This window comes from Variovorax sp. LjRoot84, from assembly GCF_964254305.1.
GTDB lineage: Bacteria > Pseudomonadota > Gammaproteobacteria > Burkholderiales > Burkholderiaceae_C > Variovorax.
Map to the genome: position 1 here is coordinate 3075131 of NZ_CAXUTE020000001.1, position 26109 is coordinate 3101239.

At 68.7% G+C, this 26109-nt stretch carries 14 protein-coding genes; all 14 read right to left on the minus strand.

Annotated features, from left to right (window positions below; genetic code table 11):
* Nucleotides 1–25 precede the first annotated feature (25 nt).
* The 14 genes from ACSQ9I_RS15485 to sctV all read right to left on the minus strand — a co-directional run bounded on the left by ACSQ9I_RS15485 (nucleotide 26) and on the right by sctV (nucleotide 25841).
* Complete coding sequence (locus ACSQ9I_RS15485; RefSeq protein WP_436313697.1) at nucleotides 26–13828, minus strand: glutamate cyclase domain-containing protein; 13803 nt, start codon at nucleotides 13826–13828, stop codon at nucleotides 26–28.
* Nucleotides 13829–13856: 28 nt separating this feature from the next.
* Nucleotides 13857–14891, minus strand: a complete 1035-nt coding sequence (locus ACSQ9I_RS15490; RefSeq protein WP_436304124.1) for an EscU/YscU/HrcU family type III secretion system export apparatus switch protein — start codon at nucleotides 14889–14891, stop codon at nucleotides 13857–13859.
* 5 nt (nucleotides 14892–14896) lie between these two features.
* Complete coding sequence (gene sctT / locus ACSQ9I_RS15495) at nucleotides 14897–15676, minus strand: type III secretion system export apparatus subunit SctT (protein ID WP_436304125.1); 780 nt, start codon at nucleotides 15674–15676, stop codon at nucleotides 14897–14899.
* 16 nt (nucleotides 15677–15692) lie between these two features.
* Nucleotides 15693–16178 carry a serine kinase gene (locus ACSQ9I_RS15500; RefSeq protein ID WP_436313698.1) on the minus strand — a complete coding sequence of 162 codons (486 nt, stop codon included), beginning with the start codon at nucleotides 16176–16178 and terminating at the stop codon, nucleotides 15693–15695.
* Nucleotides 16175–17548, minus strand: coding sequence for a FliI/YscN family ATPase (locus ACSQ9I_RS15505; RefSeq protein ID WP_436309012.1), 1374 nt, complete (start codon nucleotides 17546–17548; stop codon nucleotides 16175–16177). Before ACSQ9I_RS15505 ends, ACSQ9I_RS15500 begins: the two co-directional genes overlap by 4 nt.
* A complete protein-coding gene (sctL, locus tag ACSQ9I_RS15510) occupies nucleotides 17548–18186 on the minus strand; it encodes a type III secretion system stator protein SctL (RefSeq protein WP_436309013.1) in 639 nt (212 codons plus the stop codon). The genes ACSQ9I_RS15505 and sctL overlap by 1 nt, the downstream gene beginning before the upstream one ends.
* Nucleotides 18168–18878: a type III secretion system protein gene (locus tag ACSQ9I_RS15515; protein WP_436304129.1), complete on the minus strand. Its 711-nt coding sequence runs from the start codon at nucleotides 18876–18878 to the stop codon at nucleotides 18168–18170. Before ACSQ9I_RS15515 ends, sctL begins: the two co-directional genes overlap by 19 nt.
* 10 nt (nucleotides 18879–18888) lie before the next feature.
* The gene (sctJ, locus tag ACSQ9I_RS15520) at nucleotides 18889–19665 is read right to left on the minus strand and encodes a type III secretion system inner membrane ring lipoprotein SctJ (protein WP_436304130.1); all 777 of its coding nucleotides are present in this window, start codon (nucleotides 19663–19665) and stop codon (nucleotides 18889–18891) included.
* Nucleotides 19662–20078 carry a hypothetical protein gene (locus tag ACSQ9I_RS15525; protein ID WP_436304131.1) on the minus strand — a complete coding sequence of 139 codons (417 nt, stop codon included), beginning with the start codon at nucleotides 20076–20078 and terminating at the stop codon, nucleotides 19662–19664. The genes sctJ and ACSQ9I_RS15525 overlap by 4 nt, the downstream gene beginning before the upstream one ends.
* Nucleotides 20079–20146: 68 nt before the next feature.
* On the minus strand, nucleotides 20147–20350 hold the full coding sequence (locus ACSQ9I_RS15530) for a hypothetical protein (protein ID WP_436304132.1): 204 nt from the start codon (nucleotides 20348–20350) through the stop codon (nucleotides 20147–20149).
* A 150-nt stretch (nucleotides 20351–20500) separates the two neighbouring features.
* Nucleotides 20501–21673: an FHA domain-containing protein gene (locus ACSQ9I_RS15535; RefSeq protein WP_436304133.1), complete on the minus strand. Its 1173-nt coding sequence runs from the start codon at nucleotides 21671–21673 to the stop codon at nucleotides 20501–20503.
* Nucleotides 21674–21675: 2 nt separating this feature from the next.
* Entirely contained in the window at nucleotides 21676–23460 is a 1785-nt protein-coding gene (sctC, locus tag ACSQ9I_RS15540; protein WP_436313699.1) for a type III secretion system outer membrane ring subunit SctC, read from the minus strand.
* Nucleotides 23457–23723: a type III secretion system export apparatus subunit SctS gene (gene sctS / locus ACSQ9I_RS15545; RefSeq protein ID WP_436304135.1), complete on the minus strand. Its 267-nt coding sequence runs from the start codon at nucleotides 23721–23723 to the stop codon at nucleotides 23457–23459. Before sctS ends, sctC begins: the two co-directional genes overlap by 4 nt.
* A gap of 45 nt (nucleotides 23724–23768) precedes the next feature.
* Nucleotides 23769–25841 carry a type III secretion system export apparatus subunit SctV gene (sctV, locus tag ACSQ9I_RS15550; RefSeq protein WP_436313700.1) on the minus strand — a complete coding sequence of 691 codons (2073 nt, stop codon included), beginning with the start codon at nucleotides 25839–25841 and terminating at the stop codon, nucleotides 23769–23771.
* Nucleotides 25842–26109 lie beyond the last annotated feature (268 nt).

Consider the following 26109-nt stretch of genomic DNA (forward strand, 5'->3'; position numbering starts at 1 on the left):
GATCTCACTTGCGTGCGCCCGGCGCTCAGGGGTGCAGGTCCCAGACCATGCGCGCGTAGTTGTCCAGCCCTTCGACGCTCTCCGGCAGCACCGTGGACTTCGAAGTCACCTCGCCGCCGCGCGTGCGAATCTTCCGCACCACGATCTGCCCGGCCTGCGCCGCGCCCGAATCGGTAGCCGGGAAGCTGCCGTCGTTGTCGTTCATCCTGCGATCGGTGAGCCCGTGCATGACGCTGATCCAGTCCTTGGCGGGAATGCCCTGCGGCCCGTCCTTCGCCAGCCGGTCGCGCAGCAGTTCCAGGCCCTCGTCCACCGTCCTGCCCTGCGTCTTCATCAAGGCGTTCCACGCCACCATCGGCGACACGCCTTCATGCGTGCAGTCCAGCATGGCCTTGGCCTGCGCGTCGGTGAATCCCCTGTCCATCAGCGCATTGCGCAGTGCCGGATCGCGCTGTGCCTCGCGGGCATCGACCTGGTCGTAGTGGTGGGCGATGTTGTAGAACTGCTTGATGCCGGTAAACACTGCCACGCCTATGCCGGCGATGCTCGCCACCTCGCCCGGGATGGCCAGCAGCGCGCCCAGCTCGACGGCGCCCGCGCGCGTCAGCGCAGCGCCGGTGACATTGATCAGACCGACGCCGCCGTCCACAACCCCGCTCACGCCCATGCCCACGTTCGTATAGGTCACCCAGGCCGGCACCGTGTTCGCCTGCCCGACGGCCAGCGACAGGTCGGCCACCCCCACGCCGGCCGTGCCGAGGCCGAAGAAGTACTTCCAGGCCATCTTTCCCTCGATGTCCGCCGCGGCGCCGTCGATCACCCGGTTGCCGGCCAACGAGCGCTCGGCCATCAGCGTGGTGTAGGGCTTGGCCATGAAGAAGGCCTGCGTCGGCGCGTAGACGCGGTGGTACCACTGGGCGTAGTCCTGCACGCCGTCGGCCATGGGCCTGAGGTTGGTGAGCTCGGTGCTGACGTTGTGCGTCACGAAGCCCGCGTTGGCGACCCAGCGCAGGACCTGCCCGAAGGCGGTGTTGGCGTTGGTGACGTTGTTGATCGTCTTCGCGCCGACGCCGAGCAGCTTCTGCAGCTTGCTGTCGAGCTCGGCACCCAGGCGGGCATATTCGTCGATCCGGGCGGCGTCGGAAAGCTTCTTCGCATCCACCTCCTTCACCATGCCTACGTACTTGTCGACCAGCGCGGTGCCCTGCCTCACTTCGTCCGCGTTCAGGCCCAGCACCTTCGCCATGCGCTCGGTCTTCAGCTTGAAGGCATCCCAGCGCTTGGCATAGTTGGATGGGTCGGTCACCATGCCGTTGAACTGTGCATCGGCCAGCATCGACCACACCATCCGGGTGGTGCCCGACACGTGGCGCGTGACGAACATGACCGGGTTGATCAGGTACTCGACCATCGTGCGCGGGTCGGCCACGCCCTGCGCACTGCGGCTCAGAAGCTCCTGGCGCAGCTGCGGGCTCTGGCTGATGGCCAGGTTGACGTCGGACTTGTTGTAGACCGTGCCGAGCGTTCCTTCCAGACCCTGCTCGGCCTCGCTGCTCGACTTGCCGAGCCGCAGGCCGTTGAGGCTGTCGTGCGTGTCGGACAGCGTGCGGCCCCACTCGCCGACCACGCGCGTGGCGGCATCGACCTTGTCCGCCACGCCCGGATTCACGCGCCGGTACTGCGCGATCGCCGCGGCCGCGCCCTGCGGCGTGCCGTCGGAGAAGTTCGCCACGTAGAAAGACATCGAGGCGCCGGTCGCGTTGTAGCCGGCACTGCCGCGCAGGTTGCCCATCGCCTCCGCGAGGTGCTTGTCCTGCGCCTGCAGGCCCTCGTCGATGCCGGCCAGCACGCTGTCGCGCAGGTCGTGGTTGCCTTGCTTCTCCAGCGCATTCGCGAGCTCGACCGGCAGCTTCGCACCGCCCTGCTCCACCGCCCCCGACACGGCGCGCTGAAGACTGACGACGAATTCCGGCCGCTCGACGAAGCGGTCCTTCAGCAGCTCGGTGGCGAAGCGCTCGGACCAGGCCGAGGTCGGCGAACGCGCATCGGCGGCCTCGGCCACGATGGACAGGCCTTCGACGAGCTGCTCGAACTGGGTCATGCTGGCAACATCGTCGCTTGCCCGGGGCAGGTTCCGGTGCAACAGGTCGAGCATGCCCTGCGCCACCGGCTCGGCGATCTCGGGGGGTGCATCGCGGTATTGCGCGAGGTAGTCGCCCACGTCGTGCATCTGCAGATCGTCGAGCAGGCCCATCGCGCGCGTGCGTTCCGACTCGAACAGCGGCAACAGGCCCGCTGCGGCCTTGTCGCGTTCGGCCGCGTCGCGGCTGGCATCGAGCCGCGTGCGCGCTTCCCTGGCGGCACCGGCCACGTCGCCCTCGGCCAGGCGCTCCTTGACCACGCCTTCGGAATACAGCCGGCCCAGCATGGACGCGTTGTTCCCGACCAGCGACTGGTAGGCGCGGCCGTCCGGGCCGATCTCCATCAGCGTCGCGGCGGCAAAAGCGGCCGGGTCCTGGCGCGCCAGCTCGCGGCTCTTGTCGTTCACCAGCGCGGGATGCTTGGCGACGAGCTGCGCGTAGTCCATCTGCGCCTCGACGTCGGCCGTGGTGCCTTTCAGCAGGCCCGAATCGCGCAGCGCATCGCGTACCGCGATGTCGCTGCGCACGTCGAACTTGCCGAGCGCGATCAACTGGGCGCGCTGTTGGTTGGCCGAGGCGACGGGGTTCTCGCCGCGCTGCACGTCGCTGCGGATGGCCTTGAGCATCTCGGCCGAGAAGGCGCCCCAGTGGCGGTCGGCCGTCGCCTGCAACGACTGTGCGGCTGCGGGATCGTGGCCCGGCTGCCTGGCCAGCGCGTCGGCCTCGTGCTGCTGGTGCAGGGCCAGGCCGAGCGTCACTTCGGCCGGTACCGAGAAGGCATCGGGCGACGCGCGGAAAGCAGGCTCGCTGTGCTGATGCGGTGTGGTCGCGGAGATCGGATTGCGCGGCAGCCCGACGATGCCGGTCGGCACGTCATGGCCGACGTCGATCGGACTGATGGCGTTGGCCGTGGTGATGCCCACCGCCGCCACCAGGCCCAGCGTGATCTGCCGCTTGATCGTCTTGCTCATGCTCCAGCCGGTGGGCGGCTTGGCCTTGTTCTCCAGGCTCGGCAGCGTGAAGTTGCCGTCGCCGCGCGGCACGTCGCGCAGGCCGTTGACCGCCTTGACGCGGGTTGGCGACTGGTTCGACACGATGAACCAGTCGTCGGTCGATTGCGGCAAGGCCTCGCGCGGCGGCCGCACCTTGCTCGAGCGGATCAGCAGGTTGGGATCCCGGCGCTGTTCGGCCGTCGGCTTGTCGGTCTGCCGCGTGATCTCGCCCGTCTCGCGGTTCTTGATGCGATAGACGGTCTCCTTGTCGCCCTTCGGCTCCAGCCCGAACTTGGCCCCCATCTCGCGGCGCGGCATCAGCCCGCCAACACCTTTGCCCGGCGTGCTGTTGCCGTACCAGCGAACGGTGTCGGTGCCCGCCGCGACGCGGCCCTTGCCGTCGATCTGTTGCAGGCTCAGGTCGACGGCCGCGGCCGGGTCGGCATAGAGGTCGGGCTGGCCCTTCACGCGGTAGACGTAGACGTTGTCGTTGCCGAAGCCGCCGCTCGTCAGCCTGGCATGCACCTCGGGCCATTCGTCGCCGCGGAAGGCGGCGCTCTGCGGCTCGGCCGGGCGCGCCGCGGCGGGTTTCGGCGTGCCGCTCTTCGGCGCTGCCGCGGTCGCCGCAGGGTCCGCACCGTGGTCGGCCTTGACATCGAGCGCCGCCTGTCGGAACAACTCCGTCATGCCGACGTGGACCGTCGGGCTGTAGCCGGCGGCGTTGTCGATGCCGGTGCGCGACTGGCTGTCCACGCCGCCTTCGCGGGTGATGGCGCGGATCACGCGCGGCACATCGTCCGCCGAGGGCAGCAGGTCGCTGCGCTTGTGCGCCACCTCGAGCGCGGCCACGGTCGCGTCCGCGCCCCAGCTGCCGATGCCGGCCGTTACGAGCTGGTCCGCCGTCACCTCCGAGGCGATGCGCTGGCCGTCGGGCGCACGGCGCACGCGCTTGTCCACGCTGCCGCCGCCGACTTCGTTGCCCACGTCGAGGATGGCGATCTGCGTGATCTTCGCTGCGTCGTCGGCGCGGCCGCCGTTGATTTCGCGCGCCGCGTAGAAGAACTCGTCCAGCGCCGCCACATGGTCGGTGATGCGCTCGCCGTTGGAGCTCCAGTATTCGCCGTTCGCATCGCGCCCCGGCGCCTCCACGCTCACCAGCGCGTCCGGGTCCAGATCCTGCAGCATGCGCAGGGCTTCGCCCTTGGCGTGCGGGCCGATCTGGAGGCCGAAGGCCTTCACCTCGATGTCCTCGCGCCCCAGCACCGCCAGCGCGGCCTTCAGCGGCTTGACGTTGGACGGCACCGTGATGCAGGTCGTGTCCTTGCCCAGCTTGGCCAGCGCGGAGGCCAGCACCGCCGCGCCCTTGGTGCTGTCCGACTCGGGTGCCACACGGCCGGCGGCGGTGCGGACCGGAAAGCCCGCCACCACCACCACCTTGCCGGCATCCCCCAGCAACCTGGCCGCGGCGTAGGCACCGCCGGGCACGTGGATCGGGAAGCCGCGGCCCGAGGGGTCGAAGGCCTGCAGCGCGTCGATGGGATCGCCCGCCTCGTCCTTGTTCAACAAGTTGCGCACTGCCTCGACGTCCACATCGGCGCCCAGCTTTTTCAGGGGAACGAGCGTGACGTCGTCGCGCTGCAGTGCGATGCGCAGGGTGTCCAGCACCTCGCTCTGCTGCACCGTGGCCTGCTTCGGTTCGACAAGACCATCCTTGACGGCCTTGATCTTGTCCACCACGGCCGTGGTGATGCCGATGGCGCGGCTCGGCCCTGTGCCGGTGCCCGGTGGCAGTTGCGCCGCCACCTTGATCGCCATCATGGCCTGGTGGGCCATCGGGTTGATCATCTTCACGTCCCCTCTGCCGCGCGCCTGAAGCGCCTTGGCGAAGAATGGCTCCAGCTCGGGGTAGTGGGTGCAGCACCAGGAGACGGTCGTGACTTCGGGCTTCGCCGTCAGGATCTTGTCGACATAGTGGTCGGCAGCCCTCTGCATCAGCTGCTGCATGTCCTTGTTCATCGGGTCGGGCAGGAACTGGTTCACGATCGACGCGACGTCCAGGCCCTCGTCGGTTCCGCCCACCGGAAGCACGTCCTTGTCGCGGTAGACGCCAACGATGTCGGTGTCCGGCAGCGGGAGCCTTGCCGTCGGCTCCGTGGAAAACGCAACCACATGCTCGCCCTGCTTGACGAGGTTCTCGTGGAAGCTGCGCGTGCTGTCGATCAAGTCGATCACGGGGGCCTTGATGCCGCGCGCGTAGTCCCCCTTGCCCGATGTGCAGGCCGTGTTGCACGCCATCACGATCAGGTCCACGCCGACCTTGTCGAGCGTCTCGAGGCCCATGCGCGTGTGATCGGCAATGGGCTGTTTGCCCCCCAGGCTACCGTAGGTGCCGGCCCCATGGTCGCCCACCATCACCAGGTCGACGCGCGCGCCGGTCGTCTCTTCCACCACGCGCTTGATCTCCGCCGCGGCAATGATGCCGCCCGAGCCCGAATCGAACACGCCCAGCCGCAGCCGCACGCCGCGCAGGTCGATGCCCGGCGCCATCTGGATCTTCTCCGCGCGAACCCGCAGCATCGCGGCCACCGCGGCCTCGACGTCGGGCGACATGCCGCCCACGCCCGACGTGCGCCCGCGCGCATCGGTGCTGAAGGGCACGCGGCTGCGGGTCTCGCTGTCGATGCCGCCGGCCTTCATCATTCCCATCACCATGCCGCGCACGGTCTTCTCGTCGGGCACGGCGCTCAGCGCACCGGTGCGGCGCAGCATCTCGGTACCGAAGGCATAGCCGACCCAGTTGGTGCGGCCACCCGTCATCGCCACGTCGGCGGTCACGATCGACGCGATGCGCGTGCCGTTGGGCGCCGGCTGCACGCGCGTGTGCACGTCGGGATGCCCACCACCCACCTCGTTGCCGAGGTCGAAGCCGGCGATGGTGGTGATGTTGTCGTTGCGCGTGGCATCGATGAAGAGCTGGTCGCGCGCCGCCGTGTGGTAGCCGATCGCGTGGCCCTGGCTGTTGTGGTATTCGCCCTTCTCGGTGCGGCCTGGCACGTCGAAGCCCATCAGCAGGTCGGGCTGGTGCCGCCTGAGCAGGGTGGCGGAGCGCCATTCGGCACGCTTGCCGCGCGCGTTGAAGCTCACGATGTCGTAATGCTCGCCCTTGCGCTCGCCGAGCGCTTCGAGGGCTGCTTCCAGCACCTTGCGCTGGCTCCGGCCTGCGGCGACGTAGGTGACCTTGGCGTCCACCCCGTGCGTCTGGTCCGCGTACAGGCGCGCCGCCTTGCCGGCCACGGCCGCGCCGCCGGGACCGCTGGTTTCGGCGCGGCCCGTCTCGATCGAGTAGCCGGCGGCGATCATCACGCTCGGTTTGCGGCCAGCGGCCACGGCGCGGTCGATCGCCGCCGTGGCCGCGTCGGCGCCCTCCTCGATGCCGCCCTGGCGGAAGATGCCTTCGGCCGGCCGGCCCACCGGCATCGTCAGCGCGGCGTTGTACACGTGCGCGCGCCCGGTCGGCGGGGCGGCCGTCAGGTCCCAGCGATCGAACTGCGGATTCGCGATGCCCACCGGGAAGGTGCTCTTGTCCTTGTTGGCGTAGAACGCGCCCAGGATGTTGTGCGAGCGCGCCTTGCCGGCGGAAGTCATCGCGCCGATGCCGCCTTCGGGCGCGACGCGGTAGATCCACGCGCCGTCATTGCGCTTCGCGACCGCGTCGAGCGCCTTCTCGATCGTGTCGAACACGTCGCGGCGCTTGGCGCGCACGTCGTCGCCCGCGAAGATGCCCTTGCTGGGTTCCCGGCCCGACACCACGAAGCATTCTTCGGAGCCCGGCGCCGGATTCTTCATGAGCGCCTGCGTCACGGCCCTGTCGGCGTCCGACAGGATCATGCCGGTCGGCAGCTGGTCGGCCTGGCCGGCCTTGCGCTGCTGCACGATGGTGCCTTCGAGATGGAGGGCGGCAGCCATCCAGTCGCCGTCGGTCCCGAAGGCCGAGGGTTTGAGCGGAAGGCCGTCGTCGCCGGCGCCGGCCGCGCGTTGCGCCGCGCGGCTGCTCAGCGTCACCGGACCTGTCGGCGAGGGACCCTCGCCCGCATCCATCGGCAGCGCCTGGTTGCGCTGCACGGCGTCATAGACCTTCTCGGCCCAGTCCTGATGCGATGCCGTGGAAAGGTCTTCGCCGCGGTAGGCATAGAAGGCATCGAGCTTCTCGCCCAGCACCGAGATCAGCTCCTCGTGCGCCGCGCTCGAGAAGCGTGCGCGCTCCATCAGGCCTTCGAGCTCGGGGTTCATGCGCAGCAGCGCGTCCAGCGTGACCGCGGTGTAGGCGCCGTGGTCGAGGCTCTGCCCGTCTTCGAGCCTGTAGCGGCCGAGCTGACCATCGAAGCTCGGGTCACCGGGCCGCGGGCCGAAGCGCGCCTCGGCGAACTGCTGAGCCTTCCGCTCGGCGTAGGCCTCTTCGAGTGCCAGTCCGGTCGGCCGCTGCCGGGCCGGGTCGAAGCGCAGCAGGCCCGACATCGGCTCGATGACGAAGGTCGGCTTGAGCGTGTGCGAATCCTGCGTCTCGCTGAGCACGAAGACATTGCGCTTGTTTTCATTGCCATGCGCCAGCTCGTGCGCGGCGGTTCGCAAGGTCGGTGCGGTGCCGTGCTCGTTCTCCACCGCGGGGTCGCGCACCACCAGGGCCACGCCGTCGCGCCGGTGGTAGATGCCCCGGTTGTTCGGCACGGTCTCGGGCCCGACCACCCGGAGGTCGATCGGCGCCATGCCGAGCTGCTCGCCCCATGCACGCACGCTGTCGAGATCGAGGCCGTGTTCCCGGCTCGGCAGCGCCAGCAGCTGCGCGCGCGACTGCTGTGCGCGTTCGAGCGCTTCGGCCACGCGCGGGTCATTGGCCGCGATCTGCGTCACCCGCTTCGACTTGTCGACGTAGTAGACGGTGGCATCGTCGGGCACGGTGAGGAAGGTGTCGCGGGCCACGCTGCCCGGCAGGATGAGCCCCGACTTGCGCGGCGCGACCTGCGGATACACCACGCGCAAAGGCAGCGTCTCCGCGTTGTCGCTGTGCGGGTTGGGCGCCACGTCGACGAGCTTCGCGGGTTCGGCGCCGTTCTTGTCGATGCCGAGCGTGGCCAGCACCGACTCGGGCGGCACCGAACCGTCGGCCCGCAGCAGCGGTTCGTAGACGAGCGCGATCCTGTCGTTCCCGCGCAGGTTGTCGCCCGCCTGCGCGGCGGCGAGCGCCTCGTCCAGCGTGGCGTAGCGCGCGGGCGGCATGGCGAAGAAGTCCTCGGCCGAGCTGCCCGCCGCGTAGGCGGCCTGGCGCTGGGCCGGCGTCACCTTGTCCGTGGCCGGCGGCAGGCCGCGATCGGCGGCGTTCAGCACCACGCCGGTGTCTTCGTCGAAGGGGCCGGCGTGCAGGTAGAAGGCCGTGTCCTTGAGCGTGCCGCCGGACTGGAGGATGGCCTTGAGCGTCTGGCTCCAGCTGACGGTGTGCGCATCGCTGCCGGGCGGGGGCAGCACATATTCGGGCGCGGAAGCGGACGCGGCCGCATCGTCCGACCCACTCGACTCGGGCGGGACCGGGCGCGACAGCAGGGGAACGACCCCGGCCACGTGTTCGCCGGCCGACTTGGTGGCCAGCACCACGATCGCGGGATGCTCCGCATCGGGATTCGGGTTGCGGATGATCTTGATGTCTTCGAAGCCGGCGGCGCGCAGCCGCGCGTGGATCGCCACGTCCTGGTCGTTGTCGCGGTCCTGGGCCGCTTGCGATTCCTCGCTCTTGCGCGGGACCGCACTGCCGGTGCCTCTGGTCTTGCCTGGCGTGCTGCCCGAGAACCCGGTGTCGCCATCGCCGTCCGATGCCGACACCACGGCCTTCTGCGTGTCGAGCGCGATCCGCAGCTCGACCTTGCCGCCCGGCGCGAGCGCGTCCGAGGCGTGCGTCGGCATGTCTCCATCCGACAGCAGATGGGGCAGCTCGACGTCCGTCACCACCAGGTTCGTGATGCTCTGCCCGTCGATGTCCGCCAGCTTGCTCGTCTGCGTGCTCAGGTCGACGGGTTGCACGCCGAAGGCGTCGGTCTCGCCGGTTCGCGGCAATCCGGCCTGCTCGGCGTTGCCGGCCTGCGCATTCCTGGCCCGCGCCGCCATCTGCGGGTGCAGCGCCACATTGTTGAGCGTGCCCGGAACGACCTGCAGCGAGGCCGCGATGAACTCGCCCCGGTTCATGTGCCGGCCTTCGTTCACCAGCGCGATCAGGTCGCCGGTGCCCAGGCCTGCCACGGCGTCGTTGGCGAACTGCGCGCCGAGGCCCACGCCCGACACCTTCGCCTTCAGCGGGTTCGCGCCAGGCACACTCCTCATCAGCGGGATCGCGCCCGACACGCCACCGGTCACCGGCGCGGTCACGAGGCCTGCCACCGAGCTGACGATGGTGGATGCAATGCGCTTGTCGCCCTCCTCCGTGCCCAGCTTGCCGTCGAGCCCGGTGCGCATCGTCTCCACCGCCACCCGGCCGGTGCCGTCGACGGCTTGCGAGGTGACGCCCGCACGCGCGCCGACCACGGCCCGGCCGGCGATGTTGAGCTCGTTCCCGGAGGCGACCTTGAGCGAGACGCGCCCGCCGGTGTTCAGCGTCTGCTTGACGGCCAGCTTGGCCGTCAAGGCGGTGCTGGTCTTGATGCCCGCGCCCACGCCGGTGGCGGTGACGGCGTTGGTGGCGACGTCGATGGCCTCCTCCTTGAGCGTGAACTTGACGTCGTCCCAGCTCGCGTTGCCGGTCCGCCACTTGGCCCCGAGCGTCACCAGCGAGGTGTGGCCGTCGGCGTAGATGTCGCGCCCCTGCGCAGCCGCGACGATGTCGCCCGTCGTGTCCCAGGCCTCGTTGACGATCATCGCCACGCCGAAGCCCAGGCCCACGTTGCCGCCGGAGGCGATGGTGGCCGTGATGCCGGCGGCGGCGACGACGGTCATGCGCACCGCGTCGTCGACCACGCTCCAGGTGCCGTCGCTGTCCTCGACCTTCTCGGCCAGTTCGCCCGACTTCACGTCGTACTTGTCCATGAACGCGTCTTCCTGGCGCGCGTACTCGGAGATCGAGATCTTTCCCGAGGCGAGGTCGTTGCGCAGCTGCCGGGCCTTGTCGAGCTGCTCCTGCGTGTAGTCCTTCGCGTCGTCGGCCGAGTCGCCGAACATGCCGCCCCAGGCATCGCGCACCCAGGTGTGGCCCTCGATGCCCTTCTCGATGCCGTCGAGGTCCTCCTGCAGGCGGGCGTCGTCCTGGTCGCCGAGGCCCAGCAGCTGGCCCTTGAGCGCATAGCGCATGTTCATCGCCGACTGCAGCTCCTTGCCCTGGTCCGAGGCGGACAGCAGCTTGGCGATCTCTTCGCTCCTGTGCTCGGCCGCGCGCAGGCTGCGCTGCTCGTCGTCGGTGCCCAGCAGGTCGAGCTGGGCCTTGAGATCGGGGTTGCGCTTGTTCCAATCGGCGATGTAGCTGTCGACCGCGCTCGTCTTGTCGCGCATGGCCTGCTCCGACAGGTCCTTGATCTGCCCCTGGAGCTTGCTGGTCGCCTCCTGGTTGTCTTCGGTGTACTTGTTCTCGGCCTCCTTGAGCTTCTCCGGATCGGCACGGTCGGGCGCGGACACCGTCAGCAGGTACTGCGTGTGCTTCTTGTCCTCGGCGAGCTGGAGGCCGCTGATCTTGCCGTCGGCCACGCTCTTCGTGAGCGCGTCGAGCTGGTCCTGTTCCCCGAAGTTCTCGGAGAAGAGGGTCGGGTTCGCCGTGGTCCAGGCGTCCTTCTTTTGCTGCAGGCGGTCCAGGTCGCCCTGGATCAGCCTGTTGCTGGCCTCGCCGCTGGCAATGGAGGCATCGTCGTACCTGATGTTGGATTGCAGCTCGGCGTCGCTCGCCGCATTGCGTTGGACCCAGGCATCGCGGGCCGGCCGCCATTCGGCGGGAATGTCCTCGTCGCCGTACTTGTCCATCGACTCCTGCTGGTAGACGAAGGCCTCCCATGCCGCGTCGTGCTCCTGCTGGGCATCGGGAAACATCCGCATCGTGGGGATCTGGCCCTCGGCCTTCATCTTCTTCGCGGTTTCCTCGTCGATGCCCTGCCACATCCAGACCTCGTCCTTCCACTTCTGGAACTCGGTCTGCAGCTCGTCGTCGGCGGCGAGCTTGGCGTCGTGCTTCTGCTGCTTGTCGAGGCCGGCCTTCGACAGATCCACGTCCTTGTCGGCGGAAGCTACGAGCCGGTCGACCTTGTCGAGCAGGGCGAGCTTCTCGTCCAGCGTCTTGGCCGCGGCCGCCTGCTCCTCGCTGCCCGGACGCGCGTAGGCCAGGTTCTGATAAGCCACGGAGGCCTGCTCGTCGACCACCACCTGCTGGTGCTTGGTGAGCGCCGCGGTGGCCTTGGTGCTTGCGATCGTGGCTTCGCCCCTGGCGGTGCTCTGCTGGGCGACCAGCTGTTTGCGCTGCTCGTTCAGCTCCGTCACCGGCTCGCCCATGCGCTTGTAGAGGCGAATGGTCTTGTCCAGGTCGCTGATCTGCTGGCCGTAGCTGCTCGCCTGCGCGGCCTTGTCGTCTGCCAGCTTCTGCAGATAGCCGACACCGCCGGCGACCTCGACGAGCTCGGTCTTCTGGGTCTTCGGATCGGTCTGCCGGACCTTGAACACCGTCTTGTCGTCGATGACCTGGCGGCTGACGTCGTCGTGCTGCCAGTCGTGCGTCTCCACCACCACGCGGTTGGTGGTCGGGTCATAGAGCGTGCGCACCTCGACGTCGCCGTTGTCGGTGGTAGGCTTGATCACGTCGACAGTGCCGGCCGGCAGCGACGCCAGCACCTGGTCTTCGGTCAGGCCCAGGCTCTTGGCCACCTCGGTCACGGATTTGTTGTCCTCGAAGATCGCCTTGCGCGCCGCTTCGCCGGGCCCGTCCTTCGCATCGGGCTCGCCCATCAGCACGGTTCGCCGGCCGCTCGCGCTGGTGGCCACCACCTGCAGGGTGCCGTCGCTCGCGGTGGTCTTCTCGAGGGTGGAGCCGTCCTTGTTGAAGGTCTTGACCGTGGTGGGCACGCCGGCCACCACCATCTCCTGGCCGGGCTCGAGCGCCTTGCCGTAATCGATGTCGGGGTTCAGCGCCAGCAACTGCTCGGGCGTCAGGCCCGCGGCCTCGGCCACTTCCAGGTAGCCCTCGTACTCGCCCACCGGGCGCGTCACCTGCGCGCCGGTGAGCGAGGTGGTGGTGTCGGTTCGCAGTCCGTTCTTGTCCACCACGCTCACGGTGCGGGTGCCGGCCTGCGTGTCGATGGTCTGGGTGACGGTGTCGCCGGTCTTGGCGTCCTTGGTCGTCTGGCTGTAGCGGCCGTTGCCGTCTTCCATCGCATCGATGGTCTTCTTGCCGCCGGGCGCCTGCGGATCGGCCAGGCTGCCTTTCACGGTGATGGTGTCGTGCTTCGTGTCGTGCGTGTAGGTGAGCGAGGCATCGCCGCGCTGAAGGGTGGTCACCTGCACGTCGGCGCTCGGCGCGCTCGACGAGATCTTCACGCCGGCCGCGCTGGCCTCGGCCACCACCTGGTCGACGCTGAGCTTCCGCTCGCTCGCGATCTGGTCCACGCTCTTGCCGTCCGCGATGTCGCCCAGGGTCTTCTTCACCTGCGGCGTGACCACCGGCTCGGGCTTCTTCAGCAAGGAGTTGAAGGGCGTGGTCGCGCTCAGGCTCGTGGTCGATGCGGTACCGGACGGCGCCAGGAGCAGGTTGTTGCTGCCGGTGGTGCCGGAAGGCGTGGACGCGAGCGTCGGTGAAAACAGCAGGCTGTTGCTGGCGGCCGGCGTGGTCGTGGCCTGCGGCGACACCTGCAGCAGCTGCGTGAGCGGCGAATGCAGCGGGTCGTCGGCCGTCGGCGCGGGTGGCTGCGCGGCATCGGCCGTTGCGGGCGGGCTGCCGTAGAACTCGGTGCTGGCCTCCGCCCCGGCGGCATCGCCGAACTTGGCTTTCGCGGCGTCGGCCTCGCCGCGCAGCGTCTTCGCCTTGGCCTGGGCCTCGCTGAGCGCGGTGCTCTCCTCTTCGGTGATCGTGTATGACGGGCGGCCCGCCACGGGGGTCAGCTCGACGACCTTGGCTTCGGCGTCCTGCGCCTTGCTCTCCTTCTCCTGCGAGTCGAGGTAGAGCTTGGAGAGCTCGTCGGTCTTCTGCGCGTCGTCGCGTTCGGTCTGTGCGTCCTGGACCTTCTTGTGCGTGGCGGCGCTGGCCTTGGCCTCCGGACTCTTCTTCTCTTCGCGCTTCTGCTTGACGTGGGCCTGGAGCAGCGTGGCGTCCTTGTCCTTCAGGTTGGCCTCCGCGCTGGCCTTCTTGGCGCGTGCATCTTCCAGCGTGCCGTCCTGCCGGGCCTTCTTGGCGATATCGGTGTCGGTCGCCTTCTTGCTCTTCTTCGCCTGCGCCTCCATGGCCTCGGCGTGCTCCTTGGCCTGCTTCGCCTTCTTCTGCGCTTCGATCGCGCGCTTGCGGGCCTCTTCGGCCTGGCGCTGCGCTTCGCGCAGCTTTTCGAGCAGGGCCTCGAGCTGGCGCTGCAGTTCGCGCGCGCGCGCCGCGGCATCCGACTCGCCCGAACTCGCAGGCTGCTGCGCCGGGTTCACGGGATTGGGTGTGCTCACCGGCACGCGCACGCTGCCGCCACCATCCGCAATCATGACCATGGCCTGTTCCTTTCGATCAAACGGTTTCTCAAGACTCGTTGCCCTGCGCCCAGCGCAACAGCTTGGCCACGGGCGCATAGAGCGCTCGCGGAATCGGCTGGTCCTCCGGCACGTCCTCGTAGATGCGCTCGGCCAGCGCGGGCTCGAATTCGGTGGGGACCAGGCCTTCGCCGGCGAAGCGCCGGATCTGCGCTGCCACTTCGCCCTCGCCGCGCGCGATCACGCGCGGCAGGTCGGTCTCGCCGAGGTATTGCAGGGCGACGGCGACGCGCGGCGAATGGATCACGGCCGAAGCCGCGCGCACCCGGTCGTTCAGGCTCGCGTACACCGCCTCGAAGTGGGCCGTGCGGCGGCGCGAGCGGTTGATGGGGTCGCCCTCCATCTCCTTGTATTCCTGGCGGATCTCCTCGATGGACATCCGCTGCTTCTTCATGAACTCGTGATGCTCGTGCGCGTAGTCGACCATGGCCATCACGGCATAGATCAGCACCGCCCAGCCGAAGGCGACCAGCACCATGTGGGCCGAGGCCGTCATGATTCCCTCCGGCCGCGCGTACCCCAGCTTGAGCGCCGTGTCGACGAAGCCGCGCACCACCACGAACATCAGCACGCCGAGCAGCGCGGTCTTGGTGCACATCTTCAGCAGGTTGATGAGGTTGCGCGTCGAGAAGATGCGCGTCAGGCCCTCGGCCGGATTCATGCGGTTCACGTCGGGCTTCAGGCGCTCCCAGGCCGCCACACCGCCGACCTGGAACAGCGAACCCACGATGCCGGCCGCGGCGGTGATGGCCATGATCGGCAGCGTCCCCCACACCAGCGTCTCGCCCGTGTGCAGCAACAGCTCGACGAAACGGTCGTCGGGCGCCGTCAGCAAGCTGGTGCTGGTCGCATGCAGCCACAGTTCGCGCAACAGGCTGTAGACGAGCTGGCCGCCCAGCCACATCGACACCACGACCACGATGAACACCACGGTCGAGGCCACGTCGGTGCTGAACACCACTTCGCCGCGCTTGCGCGCATCGCGCAGGCGCTTGGCGGTGGGCTTCTGGTCTTTCTCGGCCATCGTCGCTACAGGGTCGCCCTGAGGAAGTCGAGCACCCCGTTCTCGGGCCGCAGGAAGTCCTGCAGCGACTCGTACACGAAGAACAGGAACAGCAGCATCATCAGGTGCGCCAGAAGGCTCTTGAGCGGCTGCGCGACGACGAACACGTTGAGCTGCGGCGCCACCCGCCCCACCAGGCCCACGCCCAGCTCGACCAGCAGCAGCACCACGATGACGGGCGAGGCCAGCTTCACGATCCACAGGAACAGCGTGTCGCCCTGGCGGATCGCGAACTGCTCCAGCACCGCGCCCAGGTTGGGAAAGAAGGAAGCAACCGGCCAGAGACGGTAGGAGTCGACGATCACCCCCAGCATCGCGAGCAGGCCGCCGCCCGACACGAAGAGCGTGATGACCATCCAGCCCAGGAATTCGCTGGTCGGGCCGTTCTCGTGCCCCGCCACGGGATCGAAGAAGGAGGCGTTGCTGGAGCCGGTCTGGAAGTCGATCAGGTCGCCGACGCTCTGGATGGCCCAGATGAAGATGCCGAAGCCCAGGCCCAGCATCACGCCGATCAGGGCCTCCTTGGCGGCGATGAGCACCCAGGTGACCATCGACGCGGCAGGCATGTCGCCCGCCACCGGCGACATGAAGATCGCGAGCATCAGCAGGATGCCGTTGCGCACGACACCGGTGATCATGCCGCCCGACAGGAAAGGCACGACCGCGAAGATCGCGAACAGCCGCGGTAGCGTGAGCACGACCGCCGAGAAAAACTTCTCCATGCTGGCGAGTTCGAGGCTGTCCATGGCTGTTGCGTGTTCCCTAGGCGGGCCGGCGCATGGCCCAGGCCTGCGCGGCGCTCTCTTCGTTGACGTTTTCGAGGCGCAGTTCCTGCACATGCAGGCGCTCGGTGCGCGCGCGCTGCTGCATCTGCCGGGCCTTTTCGAGTTCGCCGCTGGCGGCGCGCAGCTGACGGCGGCTTTGCTCGAGCACCTGTTCGCGCTCGGTGTGCGCCCGAGCGGCCTGCGCCGCGGCCTGGCCGGCCTGTGCGATCTGCGCATCGAGTGCGCCGCTCCATGCGCCCGCATGCCGGAACTCCGCCACGCTGCACTGGCCGCCCGACAGCGCGCCCCGCGTGGCCTGCCAGTGCTGCACCTTGTTCTGCACCTGTTGCTGCTGCCAGGACTCGGCCTGCTGCAACTGCGCCTGGCTCTGCTCGGCGTCCGCGCGGTCGCGTGCGACCACACCCATCGCGACGGTCTTCTGCCGCTCGCGCACGTCGACCAGGAGCTTCCAGTCGATGCTCATCGCGCGCCCCCCACCCGTGGTGCATGGCGCAGCAGCGCCGCCAGCGACCGCTCGAAGGGCTGGCTGGTCTTCGGCGGCTGCGACAGGAAGTCGAGCATCGCGGATCGCGCCTGGATCGCCTCGTCGGCCAGCGCGTCGCTCCCCGGCCTGTACTCGCCGATCTGCACCAGCAGCTCCATCTCCTGGTACTTGGCCAGCAGGCTGCGAAAGTGCGCAGCCGCGGCGCAGTGCTCGCGCGAAGCCACCAGCGGCATCACGCGGCTGATGCTCGCCAGCACGTCGATGGCCGGATAGCGGTTGGCCGCCGCGATCTTGCGCGACAGCACGATGTGGCCGTCGAGAATGGAGCGCACTTCCTCGGCGATGGGGTCGTTCTCCTCGTCGCCTTCGGTCAGCACCGAATACACCGCCGTGATGGAGCCGGTCTTGCCCTGGCCCGCGCGCTCCAGCAGCTGCGGCAGCATCGAGAAGATCGAGGGCGGGTAGCTGCGCCGCGTCGGCGGCTCGCCGCTGGCCAGGCCGATTTCGCGTTGCGCGCGCGCGAAGCGCGTGAGCGAATCGACCAGGAGCAGCACCTTCTTTCCCTGGTCACGGAAGTGCTCGGCGATGGTGGTCGCCACATAGGCCGACTTGATGCGTTCCATCGGCGGCCGGTCGGAGGTGGAGACCACCATCACCGTCCTGGCCAGGCCCTCGGCACCGAGGTTGTGCTCGATGAACTCCTTCACCTCGCGCCCGCGCTCGCCGATCAGCGCGATCACGTTGACCTCGGCCGTCGAGCCGCGTGCCAGCATGCCGAGCAAGGTGCTCTTGCCCACGCCGGGCGGCGCGAACACGCCGACGCGCTGGCCTTCGCCCAGCGTCAGCAGCGTGTCGACGGCGCGGATGCCGGTGGCCAGCGGCGCCTCGATCATGCGGCGCGCGAGCGGGCTCACCGGCTCGCGGTGCACGGGCAGCCGCGTGTGCGCGGCCAGTGGACCGAGTTCGTCGATCGGCTGGCCCAGCGCGTCGAGCACCCGGCCCAACAGTTGCGCACCCACCGGGCAGACATGGCCGCGCCCCGTCGGCACCACCTCGGTCAGCGCCGAGATGCCGGTGATCGAACCGAGCGGCGTGAGTATGGCCGTGTTGCCGCGAAAGCCCACCACCTCGGCGAGCAGCGGCGCTTCGCCGGGCGTCACCAGTTCGCACAGCTCGCCCACGTGCGCCTGGATGCCCGTGGCATCGATCAGCATGCCCACCGCCTTGCTGACGCGGCCGCGCATGGCCACCGGCGTGACATGCGCGAACGCCGCCTCGAGCTCGGCCACGATGCCGAGCGCCGCGTCGGACATGCCGGCGCCGCGCAGCATGGTCGGCTGCGGGTTCATCACTGCGCCCTCCCGGACGGCGCCAGCATGCCGCCCTGCTCGACCGCGCGGCGAAAAGCCTCCAGCTGCGCGTCGACCCCGATCTCGAGCACCCCGGTCGAGGTCTGCACCACGCAGGCGCCGGCCGGCAGATCGGGGTCGGGCGTGAGGGTCACGGCCATGTGCCAGTTGGCGTCGCTGCGCAGCCGGTGAAGGGTCTCGCGCATGTCGGCTTCCTGCGCCGGTGCCACGCGCACCGTGAGGAAGGACTCCGCGCGCAGCAGCGCCTCGACGCGGACCAGGGCCGAGCGGAACAGCACGGCCGGATCGGCCTCGGCCAGGAACTGGCCCACCGCCTTGACGACGATCTGCGCCATCGACGTGCGCAGCGCATGCAGCTGCCGTTCGACGGCCATGCTCTCGGACACGAGCTGCCGTGCGTATTCGGCCCTGGCCTGCGCGAGCCCTTGCTCGTAGCCCTTGCGGCGGCTGGCCTCGGCGCCGTCTTCGGCCTGCCGGACGATGCGCGCTGCCTCTTTGCGCGCGGTGTCGACCACGGCCGACGCATCGAGCAGGGCCGCGTATTCGCTTTCCTTCAACACCTTGCGCTCGCTCAGGAGCTGCAGGTTGTCGGTGGTGATCAGAAAAGCCAGTCCCATTGCGGCAGTCTTTCGGGAACGATGCACGAGAGCATCAGTTCGTTGAGTTGCAGGGCCTGGCGCGGCTCGAAGCTCGGCACGCGGAAGGCGGAGATGCGCCGCGGCAGCTTGTGCTTCAGGCGCTGGAGCACGACCGCGCCTTCGGCCGCGGCTGCGCCCAGCAGCAGGCGATAGCCGCGGTCGAGCACCACGCGGCCGGTGGCGATGGGCCGCTGCTGGACCACGGTGCTGTCCATGCGCAGCTCGGTGAGCTGGGGCACGCGGTCGAGCACGAAGTCGACGGCATCGCGGTCGATGCGGCGCGCCTGGCGACGGATCTGCAGGCCCGCGCCGCCGCGCACCTTGAAGAGCGGCAGATGCGCGCAGAAGCCGAGGTAGGCCGCGAGGCGGCGCAGCGAGGCGGCATCGAGCAGCGCCAGCCGCTTGAGCCGCGAGTCGAAGTTGTAGTCGGCCGCCGCATGGGGCTGCGCCGGGCCCGGCGCCTGCCCGCGCCGCAGCAGCTCGGCCAGCACGGCGCGGCCGGCCGGCCCCATGCGCGCCACCGATCGATGCCGCGCCGGCCAGTTCGCCGGCAGCCAGCTCGGATGCAGGTCGGCCTCGGGATGCAGGTTGAAGCGCATCACCAGGCGCACCAGGTCCATCGGTCCCGGCACGGCGATGGGAGGGGGTGGTGCGATGGCGGGTGCCGGCATGGATGTGCGCTCAGCGCTTCAGTACCTGGCGGCGCACCCAGGTGCGCCAGTCCTGACCCTGCCGGCGCAGCAGGGCCGGCAGCGCCATGAGGCAGATGGCGGCCAGCAGCAGCAGGGCCAGCAGCACCATGGCAGTCTGGGTCGAGAACAGGCCGAGCACCATCGGCGACACGCCTGCATTGGCGGCGGGCGCTGTGTTCGACATCCGGCGCGTCTCGAACAGCGACAGCGACACCTGGTCGTGCGTGAGCCCTTCGATGCTGTGCGCCACCATGTCCTTCACCGCCGGCGCGAGCAGGCGCAGGTCGACGTCGGGACGGTGCTTGATGAACACCGCCGCGGACGAGGGCCTGATCTTCTCGCTCAACGGATCGTTGGCCGGAATGACCACGTGCACGCGCGCTGCCACCACGCCATCGACATTGCGCAGGGTCTGCGACAGCTCCTGCGAGATGGCATAGATGTAGCGCATGCGTTCCTCGGAAGGCGTGGACACCAGGCCCTGCTTCTGGAACACCTCGCCCATGCTGGCATAGCGCTCGGCCGGCAGGCCCTGCACGCGCAGCACGTCCAGCGCCTGGCTCAGGCGGTCTTCCTCCACCTCGATCTGCCAGTTGCTGCCCTCGAGCTTCGTCTTGGCCGCGCCGATGCCTTCGGTCGACAGGGCGGCGACGATCTCGTTGGCCTCCTGCTCCTTGAGGTTGGAATAGAGCGCGACCTTGCAGCCCGCCAGTGCCAGCAAGAGCACGAGCGCGGCGAGCCAGCGCGAGCGTCGGGGCAGCCTCATTGCTGGTTCTTCAGCAGGCCGCCGAACAGGCTGGTCGCGGCGCTGGCCAGCCCGGTGGAAATGTGCATGCGGGCAAACATCATGTTCGCCTCCATGGCGTGATCGGTCATCACGAACATGGTCTTGATGGGGTCCGCGAAATCAATGGACTCGAGCATGCTCTTGCGCATGTCCTCCATGGAGCGCACGTTGCCCGACAGCTGCGCGGCCAGCGACTTGGCCGCGTCGCCGATCGCGCTCGGCGCGCTCGTCCCGGCGGGTGCCTGCACGCCCTGCATCATGTTGGCGAACATGCGCGTCTCGCCCGGCTCGAAGCGCGACGGGCTCGCGCCTTGCTGCGCCGGATGGGACGCGGCGGATGCAGCGACTTCCGGCGGCGCGCTGACGGCTGCCGATGCGATGGGATCGGTCATGTTTTGCTCTCCTCGAAAAGAAAAAATGGGGCCGCGCGAAGCCCTGTGGCTCCACGCGGGCCTCCCCGTCAGTTCTGCTTGGCGGACTGGCGGATGTCGTTGCCGGTGGACTTCGCTACTTCGGTGCCGGCGGCGTTGGCGCCATTCACCGTCTGGGCCGTGGCCGCTGCGCCCGAGATGGTGGCGCCCGCAGCCATGCTGACGCTCATCAGCTTGGCCTGGTCGGCCGCGGCTTGCTGCATCTGCTGGATCGAGGTGTCGACTGCGCTCATGGGGAAACTCCTGTCATGGTTGAGGTTTTTTCACTTGCGGATGAAAGCGCTCCGTCCTGGAGAACGAAGCCATTCCATGCGGCGGGCCGTGGGCGTCGACGCACGAAATCGGGGAACGCGGGTTGAAGGCGGCATGGCTGGGCATGTCCTTCACCGCGCGGGTTTCTTGTTGGGCACGCCGCCGCTCAGGACCAGCCCGTCGGCGTCGATGCGCTTGAGCTCGGCGCCGGAGCGCAGCACCGAGCCTTCGTAATAGCGGTTGCCGTTCGACAGCTGGATGTGGCGCAGGCCATCGCCGTCGTCGGTGATGCTCACCATGCGGGCCGGCAGCACGCTTTGCCAGCTCTCCCACTGGGCGCGCATGTCGTCGCCCTTGGTCTCGGCCTTGGGCTGCTCGCGGTACTGCACCTTGTCGGAGACCAGCACCGAGGGATGCAGGTCTTCGCCGAGGCGGCGGATCTTCTGCCGCACGGCGGCGTCCTCGACGGTGCCGGTCAGCACCAGCCGGCCCTGCCCCGTGTAGGTCACTGCCACGCCGGGATCGTCGACATAGCGGCGCGCCTGCTCGACCATGTCCTCGGCCGAATGAACGTTGACGCTGACCTTGCTGCCGAAGCGCGCCATCGCCGCTTCCAGCGTCTGGCGGCGCTGTTTCGATTCCACGTAGCCCTTGACGCCGAACTGCCCGCCGGGCGCCGCGATCACCTCGATCTCGGGGAAAGGCGCCAACGCCTTTTCAACCTCGGCCAGGTTCACGCTGCTGCCGTTCATCAAGGCGCCGCGATCGCCGCCCAGCGACATCGCGGCGAGGCCGAGCACGGCCAGCAGCGCCACCACGCCGCCCACCCACAGGCCCAGGCGCTGCGTGCCCGAAGGTGCCTGTCGCGCCAGGGCATCGCCTTCCGGCAATGCGCCATGGGCCGGCGCGAACATCCGGTCTTCCTGCGCGTTGACGGGATAGCTGCGGTCGAGCTGAAAGTCGATCTGGCCGACGCTCACGATGTCGCCGGCCACCACGCTCTTGCGCGGCTGCTGCATCTCTTCGCCGTTGAGGCGCGCCGAGGCGGTGCCCAGGCGCTGCATCGACACGACCAGTTCGCCGACGGTGAACACCAGGTGGCGCGGCAGCACGTCACCGCCCGGCAGCATCACCTCGCATTCGCCGCCCGAGCCCAGCACGTTGATGCCGGGCTTGAGCACGATGGTGCGTCCCTTCACCGCGCCGCTCAGGAAGCGCAGGCACCAGCCGGCCGCCTGCGCCGGCATGCCTTGCGGGGCTACGGACTCGGCCTGCTCGTTGTCGAACGGAATGTCGCCATTCATGCTCAACCTCCCGGCTCGGGCAAGGGCAGCATCGGCACCGAGGCCGTGGAGCCCGGCGTGACCAGGCGCGGCGTCAGCAGGTAGAAGCGCTCCATGTTGGCCTGCTTCTTGTCGGTGTACCGGAAGAGACCGCCGACGCCCGGGATGTCCTTCAGCAGCGGAACACCCGTGACGGCATTGCTCTTCTCTTCCGACGAGTAGCCGGCGATCAGCAGGCTCGCGCCCTCGTCGACCAGCGCCTGCGTGTTGACGGTGCGGCGGCGCACGATCGGGATCCTGTCGACGGACTGCGGACTCAGGTCGCCGTCGACGATGTCGATCGACATCATCACGCCGCGTCCGGCCTTCTCGTCGATGATCAGCGGCGTCACGCGCACGGCGGTGCCGGCGGTGATGCTGAACAGGCCCGCGTCCTGGAAACCGTCCACGCGCACGTAGAACTCGCTCAGGTTCTCCAGCACGGCCTCGGTGTTGTCCAGCGTCATCACCTTCGGGCGCGCCACGAAATTGGCGCTGCCGTTGGTGGCCAGCGCGGTCACGCGGGCCAGCAGGTAATTGCGCGCGCTGTTGCCGATGGCGGCGGTGAACATGCCGCCCAGCGGCGTGAGCGGATTGCCCGAGGCGTCGACGCTGCCGATCTGGCCGGCCTCGCTGCTCGCGCCGCTCCAGGTCAGCGGGCCGCGGTCACCGCGGCCAGTCTGCAAGTCGGCGTGCCGGCCGTGCAGGCGCCAGTCGATGCCCAGGCTGCTGAGCGTGTCGGAGCTGATGTCCATGATGGTCACCTCGATCTCGACCAGCCGCGGGCGCGTGTCCATCGATTCGATCAGCCGCGCGTACTGCGCCATCTTGTCGGGCATGTCGCGCACCAGCACCGCGTTCATGCGCGTGTCGGCCTGGAACTGCGGCAATTCGTTGCCGGCGAGGCTGGCCATGCCGCCGAGAGCGCTCGCGTCACCGCCGGGGCCAGCGCCTGCGCCCGCGATATCGATCTTCGGGGCATTGATGGTCTCGCCGCTGCGCAGCTTGATCTGCCGGTTCGGCCCGACCGAGAGGGGCCCGATGGTTCCCCGGCCACCCGAGCCGCCGCCCGAGGACTGATTGCCGGCGCGGCCGTAGAGGCTGCGCAGCACGTTGGCCACGCCGGGGATCACGGTCTCCTTGCCCGAGCGGTTGATCCGGAAGTCGGAAGCCCAGGCGTACTTGAGCGGGAACAGCCGGATCTCGGCGCCCTCGGCCATCGCGCTCTTCTGGTCCGCGAGCTTCACGGCCTGGCGCACCATTTCGACGTAGCGTCGCGGGCCGGTCACGTAGACGCTCGCGTCGCGCTCGCTGATGCTGAGCGGGTAGCGCTCGTCGGAGATGTGCAGGCGCACCAGCGTCTCGGCGATGCGCCCGGCGTTCTCGGCCGCGATCGGCAGCACCTCGCTCTTCGCATCGGCGGCCAGGTCGACGAAGAGGAAGGCGCCGTCGAAGTACCAGGTGAGCCCGTTGACCGAACAGACGCTGTTGAGGATGTTCTTCGCCGGCCCGTCGAACTTGCCGCTGATGACGCCGCCGACCTTGGGATCGATCACCGCCGTGATCCCCTGCGACGACGCCAGCTCGCGCAGGAAGTCGTTCAACGGCTTCTCGTTGGCGATGATCTGGAAGGGCCTGTTCTGCCAGCGGAGCTCGGCAGCCATGGTGTGCTGCACGAGAAGCAGCATCAGCACCGCGCAGCCGAGCAGCATGAAGGCCCGCCGGCGGACGAGATGAAGGCGCGTGACGATCATCATCGCGGCGGTCACGACAGCGTGGTCAGCGACAGGAAGGCACGCTCGGCGAAGCGCATCACGTCGCGGCCCAGCCAGCCGGCCGTGACGATGATCGCCACCATCACCGCGATCAGGCGCACCGACTGGCCGATGCTCTGGTCCTGCACCTGCGTCACCGCCTGCAGCACCGCCACGACGAGCGACGACAGCGTGGACACCACCACCACCGGCAGCGAGATCCACAGCACGAGCAGCAGGCCCTCGCGCGTGATGTCCAGAATGTTCTGCGGTGTCATGGCTCGTTTCGGTTCCCTCGGAAATGAGGTCGTTGTTGTCGTTCATCAATGCGCTTGGGGATTGGTGATCCAGCCCACCGGCTGCAGGGCCACGTCGTCGTCGATCTCCTGATAGGACAGCACCGCCAGCTGCGGCGCCACCGGCTCGATCAGGTTCTTGACGTAGCGCCGCACGTCGGACGACGCGATCGCCACCACGCGGTTGGCCGTCGAGCCGAGGATGCGGCGCAGCTGTTCGCGGATGTCCTGCGTGACGGCCGGGCTCAGCAGCAGCAGGTTGCCGCGCGGCGAGCGCTCGATGGCGTTCTGCACCCGGTCCAGCAGGCTGGACTCGAACAGGATCGCCTCGAGCTGGCGGTTCGCGCCGACGTAGCGGCTGGTGATGTAGCGCCCGAGGTGGATGCGCACCAGCTCGGTCAACGCGATGCCGTCCTGCTCTTTCGCGGCCCACATCGTCAGGCTCTCGAAGATGGCATGCAGGTTGCGGATCGGAATGCCTTCCTGCAGCAGCCGGCGCAGCACCTCGGCGATGCGCTGGGCCGAGGCCACGCGCAGCACCTCGGCCGCCAGCTCGGGCGCATCGCGCTGCACCGAATGCAGCAGGCGCTGCACCTCCTGCAGGCCGATCAGATCCTTCACGTGGCGGCGCACGGTGTGGTCCACGTGCTGGGCAACGACTTCCGCGCCGGTCCACGTCGTCATGCCGGGGTCCGCGTTGGGCACCCACACCACCCGCGCGAAGGGGCCGAAGGGTTCGGCGACTTCCGCGCCCGGCGGCGTCGCGACGGCCTGCGCCGGATCGAGCAGCAGCCAGCCGGGTTTGAGCATGCCCCGTGCCACCGCGACGTCGTGCACCAGCACCTGGTACTCGTTGTCGGCCATGCCGCCCGCATAGTTCAGCTGGAGCCGCGGAAAGATCGGCCCGAGGTCGGATTCGACCGAAGTCTTGACTGCCGACAAGTGCTGGTCGAGCACATAGCGATCGACCGCGGCGCGCAAACCGGCCGACAGGCGCACAGCCAGCGGCGCGGCGATGGCGTGGTCGGTGTCGGTTTCTTCGGCGGCCACCCCGTCGCCGTGCGAGATCCAGCCCGGTGTGTTGCGCTGCTGGCGCAGCATGCGCATCGCGAAGCCCAGGCCGAGCAGGATGGCGGCCAGCAGGCCGAACACCCACTTCGGAAAACCGGGCACGACGAGAAAACTCGCCACCGCGAGGCCGGCGATGATGAGCGCGCGCGGATGGGCCATCAACTGATCGCCGATCTGCTGCGCGAGCTGCGAGTCGCGGCGGTCGCCGGTGCTCACGCGCGTGATCACGATGCCGGCCGCGATCGACACCAGGAGCGACGGAATCTGCGACACCATGCCGTCGCCCACAGTCAGGATGGCGTAGCGCTGCAGCGCACCGCCCAGCGTCATGTCGTGCATCAGCGTGCCGATGGCAATGCCTGCGAGGATGTTGACCAGCGCGATCACGATGCTGGCGATGGCATCGCCCTTGACGAACTTCATCGCACCGTCCATCGCGCCGTGCAGCTGGCATTCCTGCTCCAGCAGCTGGCGGCGCTTCTGCGCCTTGGCGGAGGACAGCACGCCTGCGCGCACGTCGGCGTCGATGCTCATCTGCTTGCCCGGCATCGCATCGAGCGCGAACCGTGCCGCCACTTCGGCCACACGCTCCGAGCCCTTGGCGATGACGATGAACTGGACGATCGCGATGATCAGGAAAACCACGCCGCCGACCACCACGTTGTTGCCGACGATCAGCTTACCGAAGGTGTCGATGATGTGGCCGGCATTGGCCTGCAGCAGGATCAGCTTGGTGGAAGCGATGTTGAGCGCGAGGCGAAACAGCGTGGTGAACAGCAGCAGCGACGGAAAAGTCGACAGCGACAGCGCCGAGGGCACATACATCGCGATGATCAAAAGCACCAGGCTGATGGCCAGGTTGCTTGCGATCAGCAGGTCCAGCAGCGGCGTCGGCAGCGGCAGCACGAACAGCGCGACCACCACCACGAGCAGGCCCGCGAGCAGCAGATCGTTGTAGCGGCCGGCGTTGCTCAACAGGTCGCGAACGCCGCCACGGTACTGCTGTAGAGATCGCGAGGGGCTCGCCATTGCGTCCTTGCTTTAAGGTTTCTTGGAGACGTAGTAGGCCGATGTGCTTAGCATCAAGCTGGCAGCGAACGTGAAAAAAGTCACGCTGCGGCGCACTCTAAGCGCCGCCATCTGTTCACAGCAACCACGAGTTCTCGTAGGCATGCAGAACTTGTCGCGTGCACGGCACTACGCATTTGCGTACTACCTGCGATACCTTCGTTTCGCTAAGCTGCCCGTCCCGATGCGAGAGGTGTACGCATTGCTTCGAGGCCCATGGACAGTGACA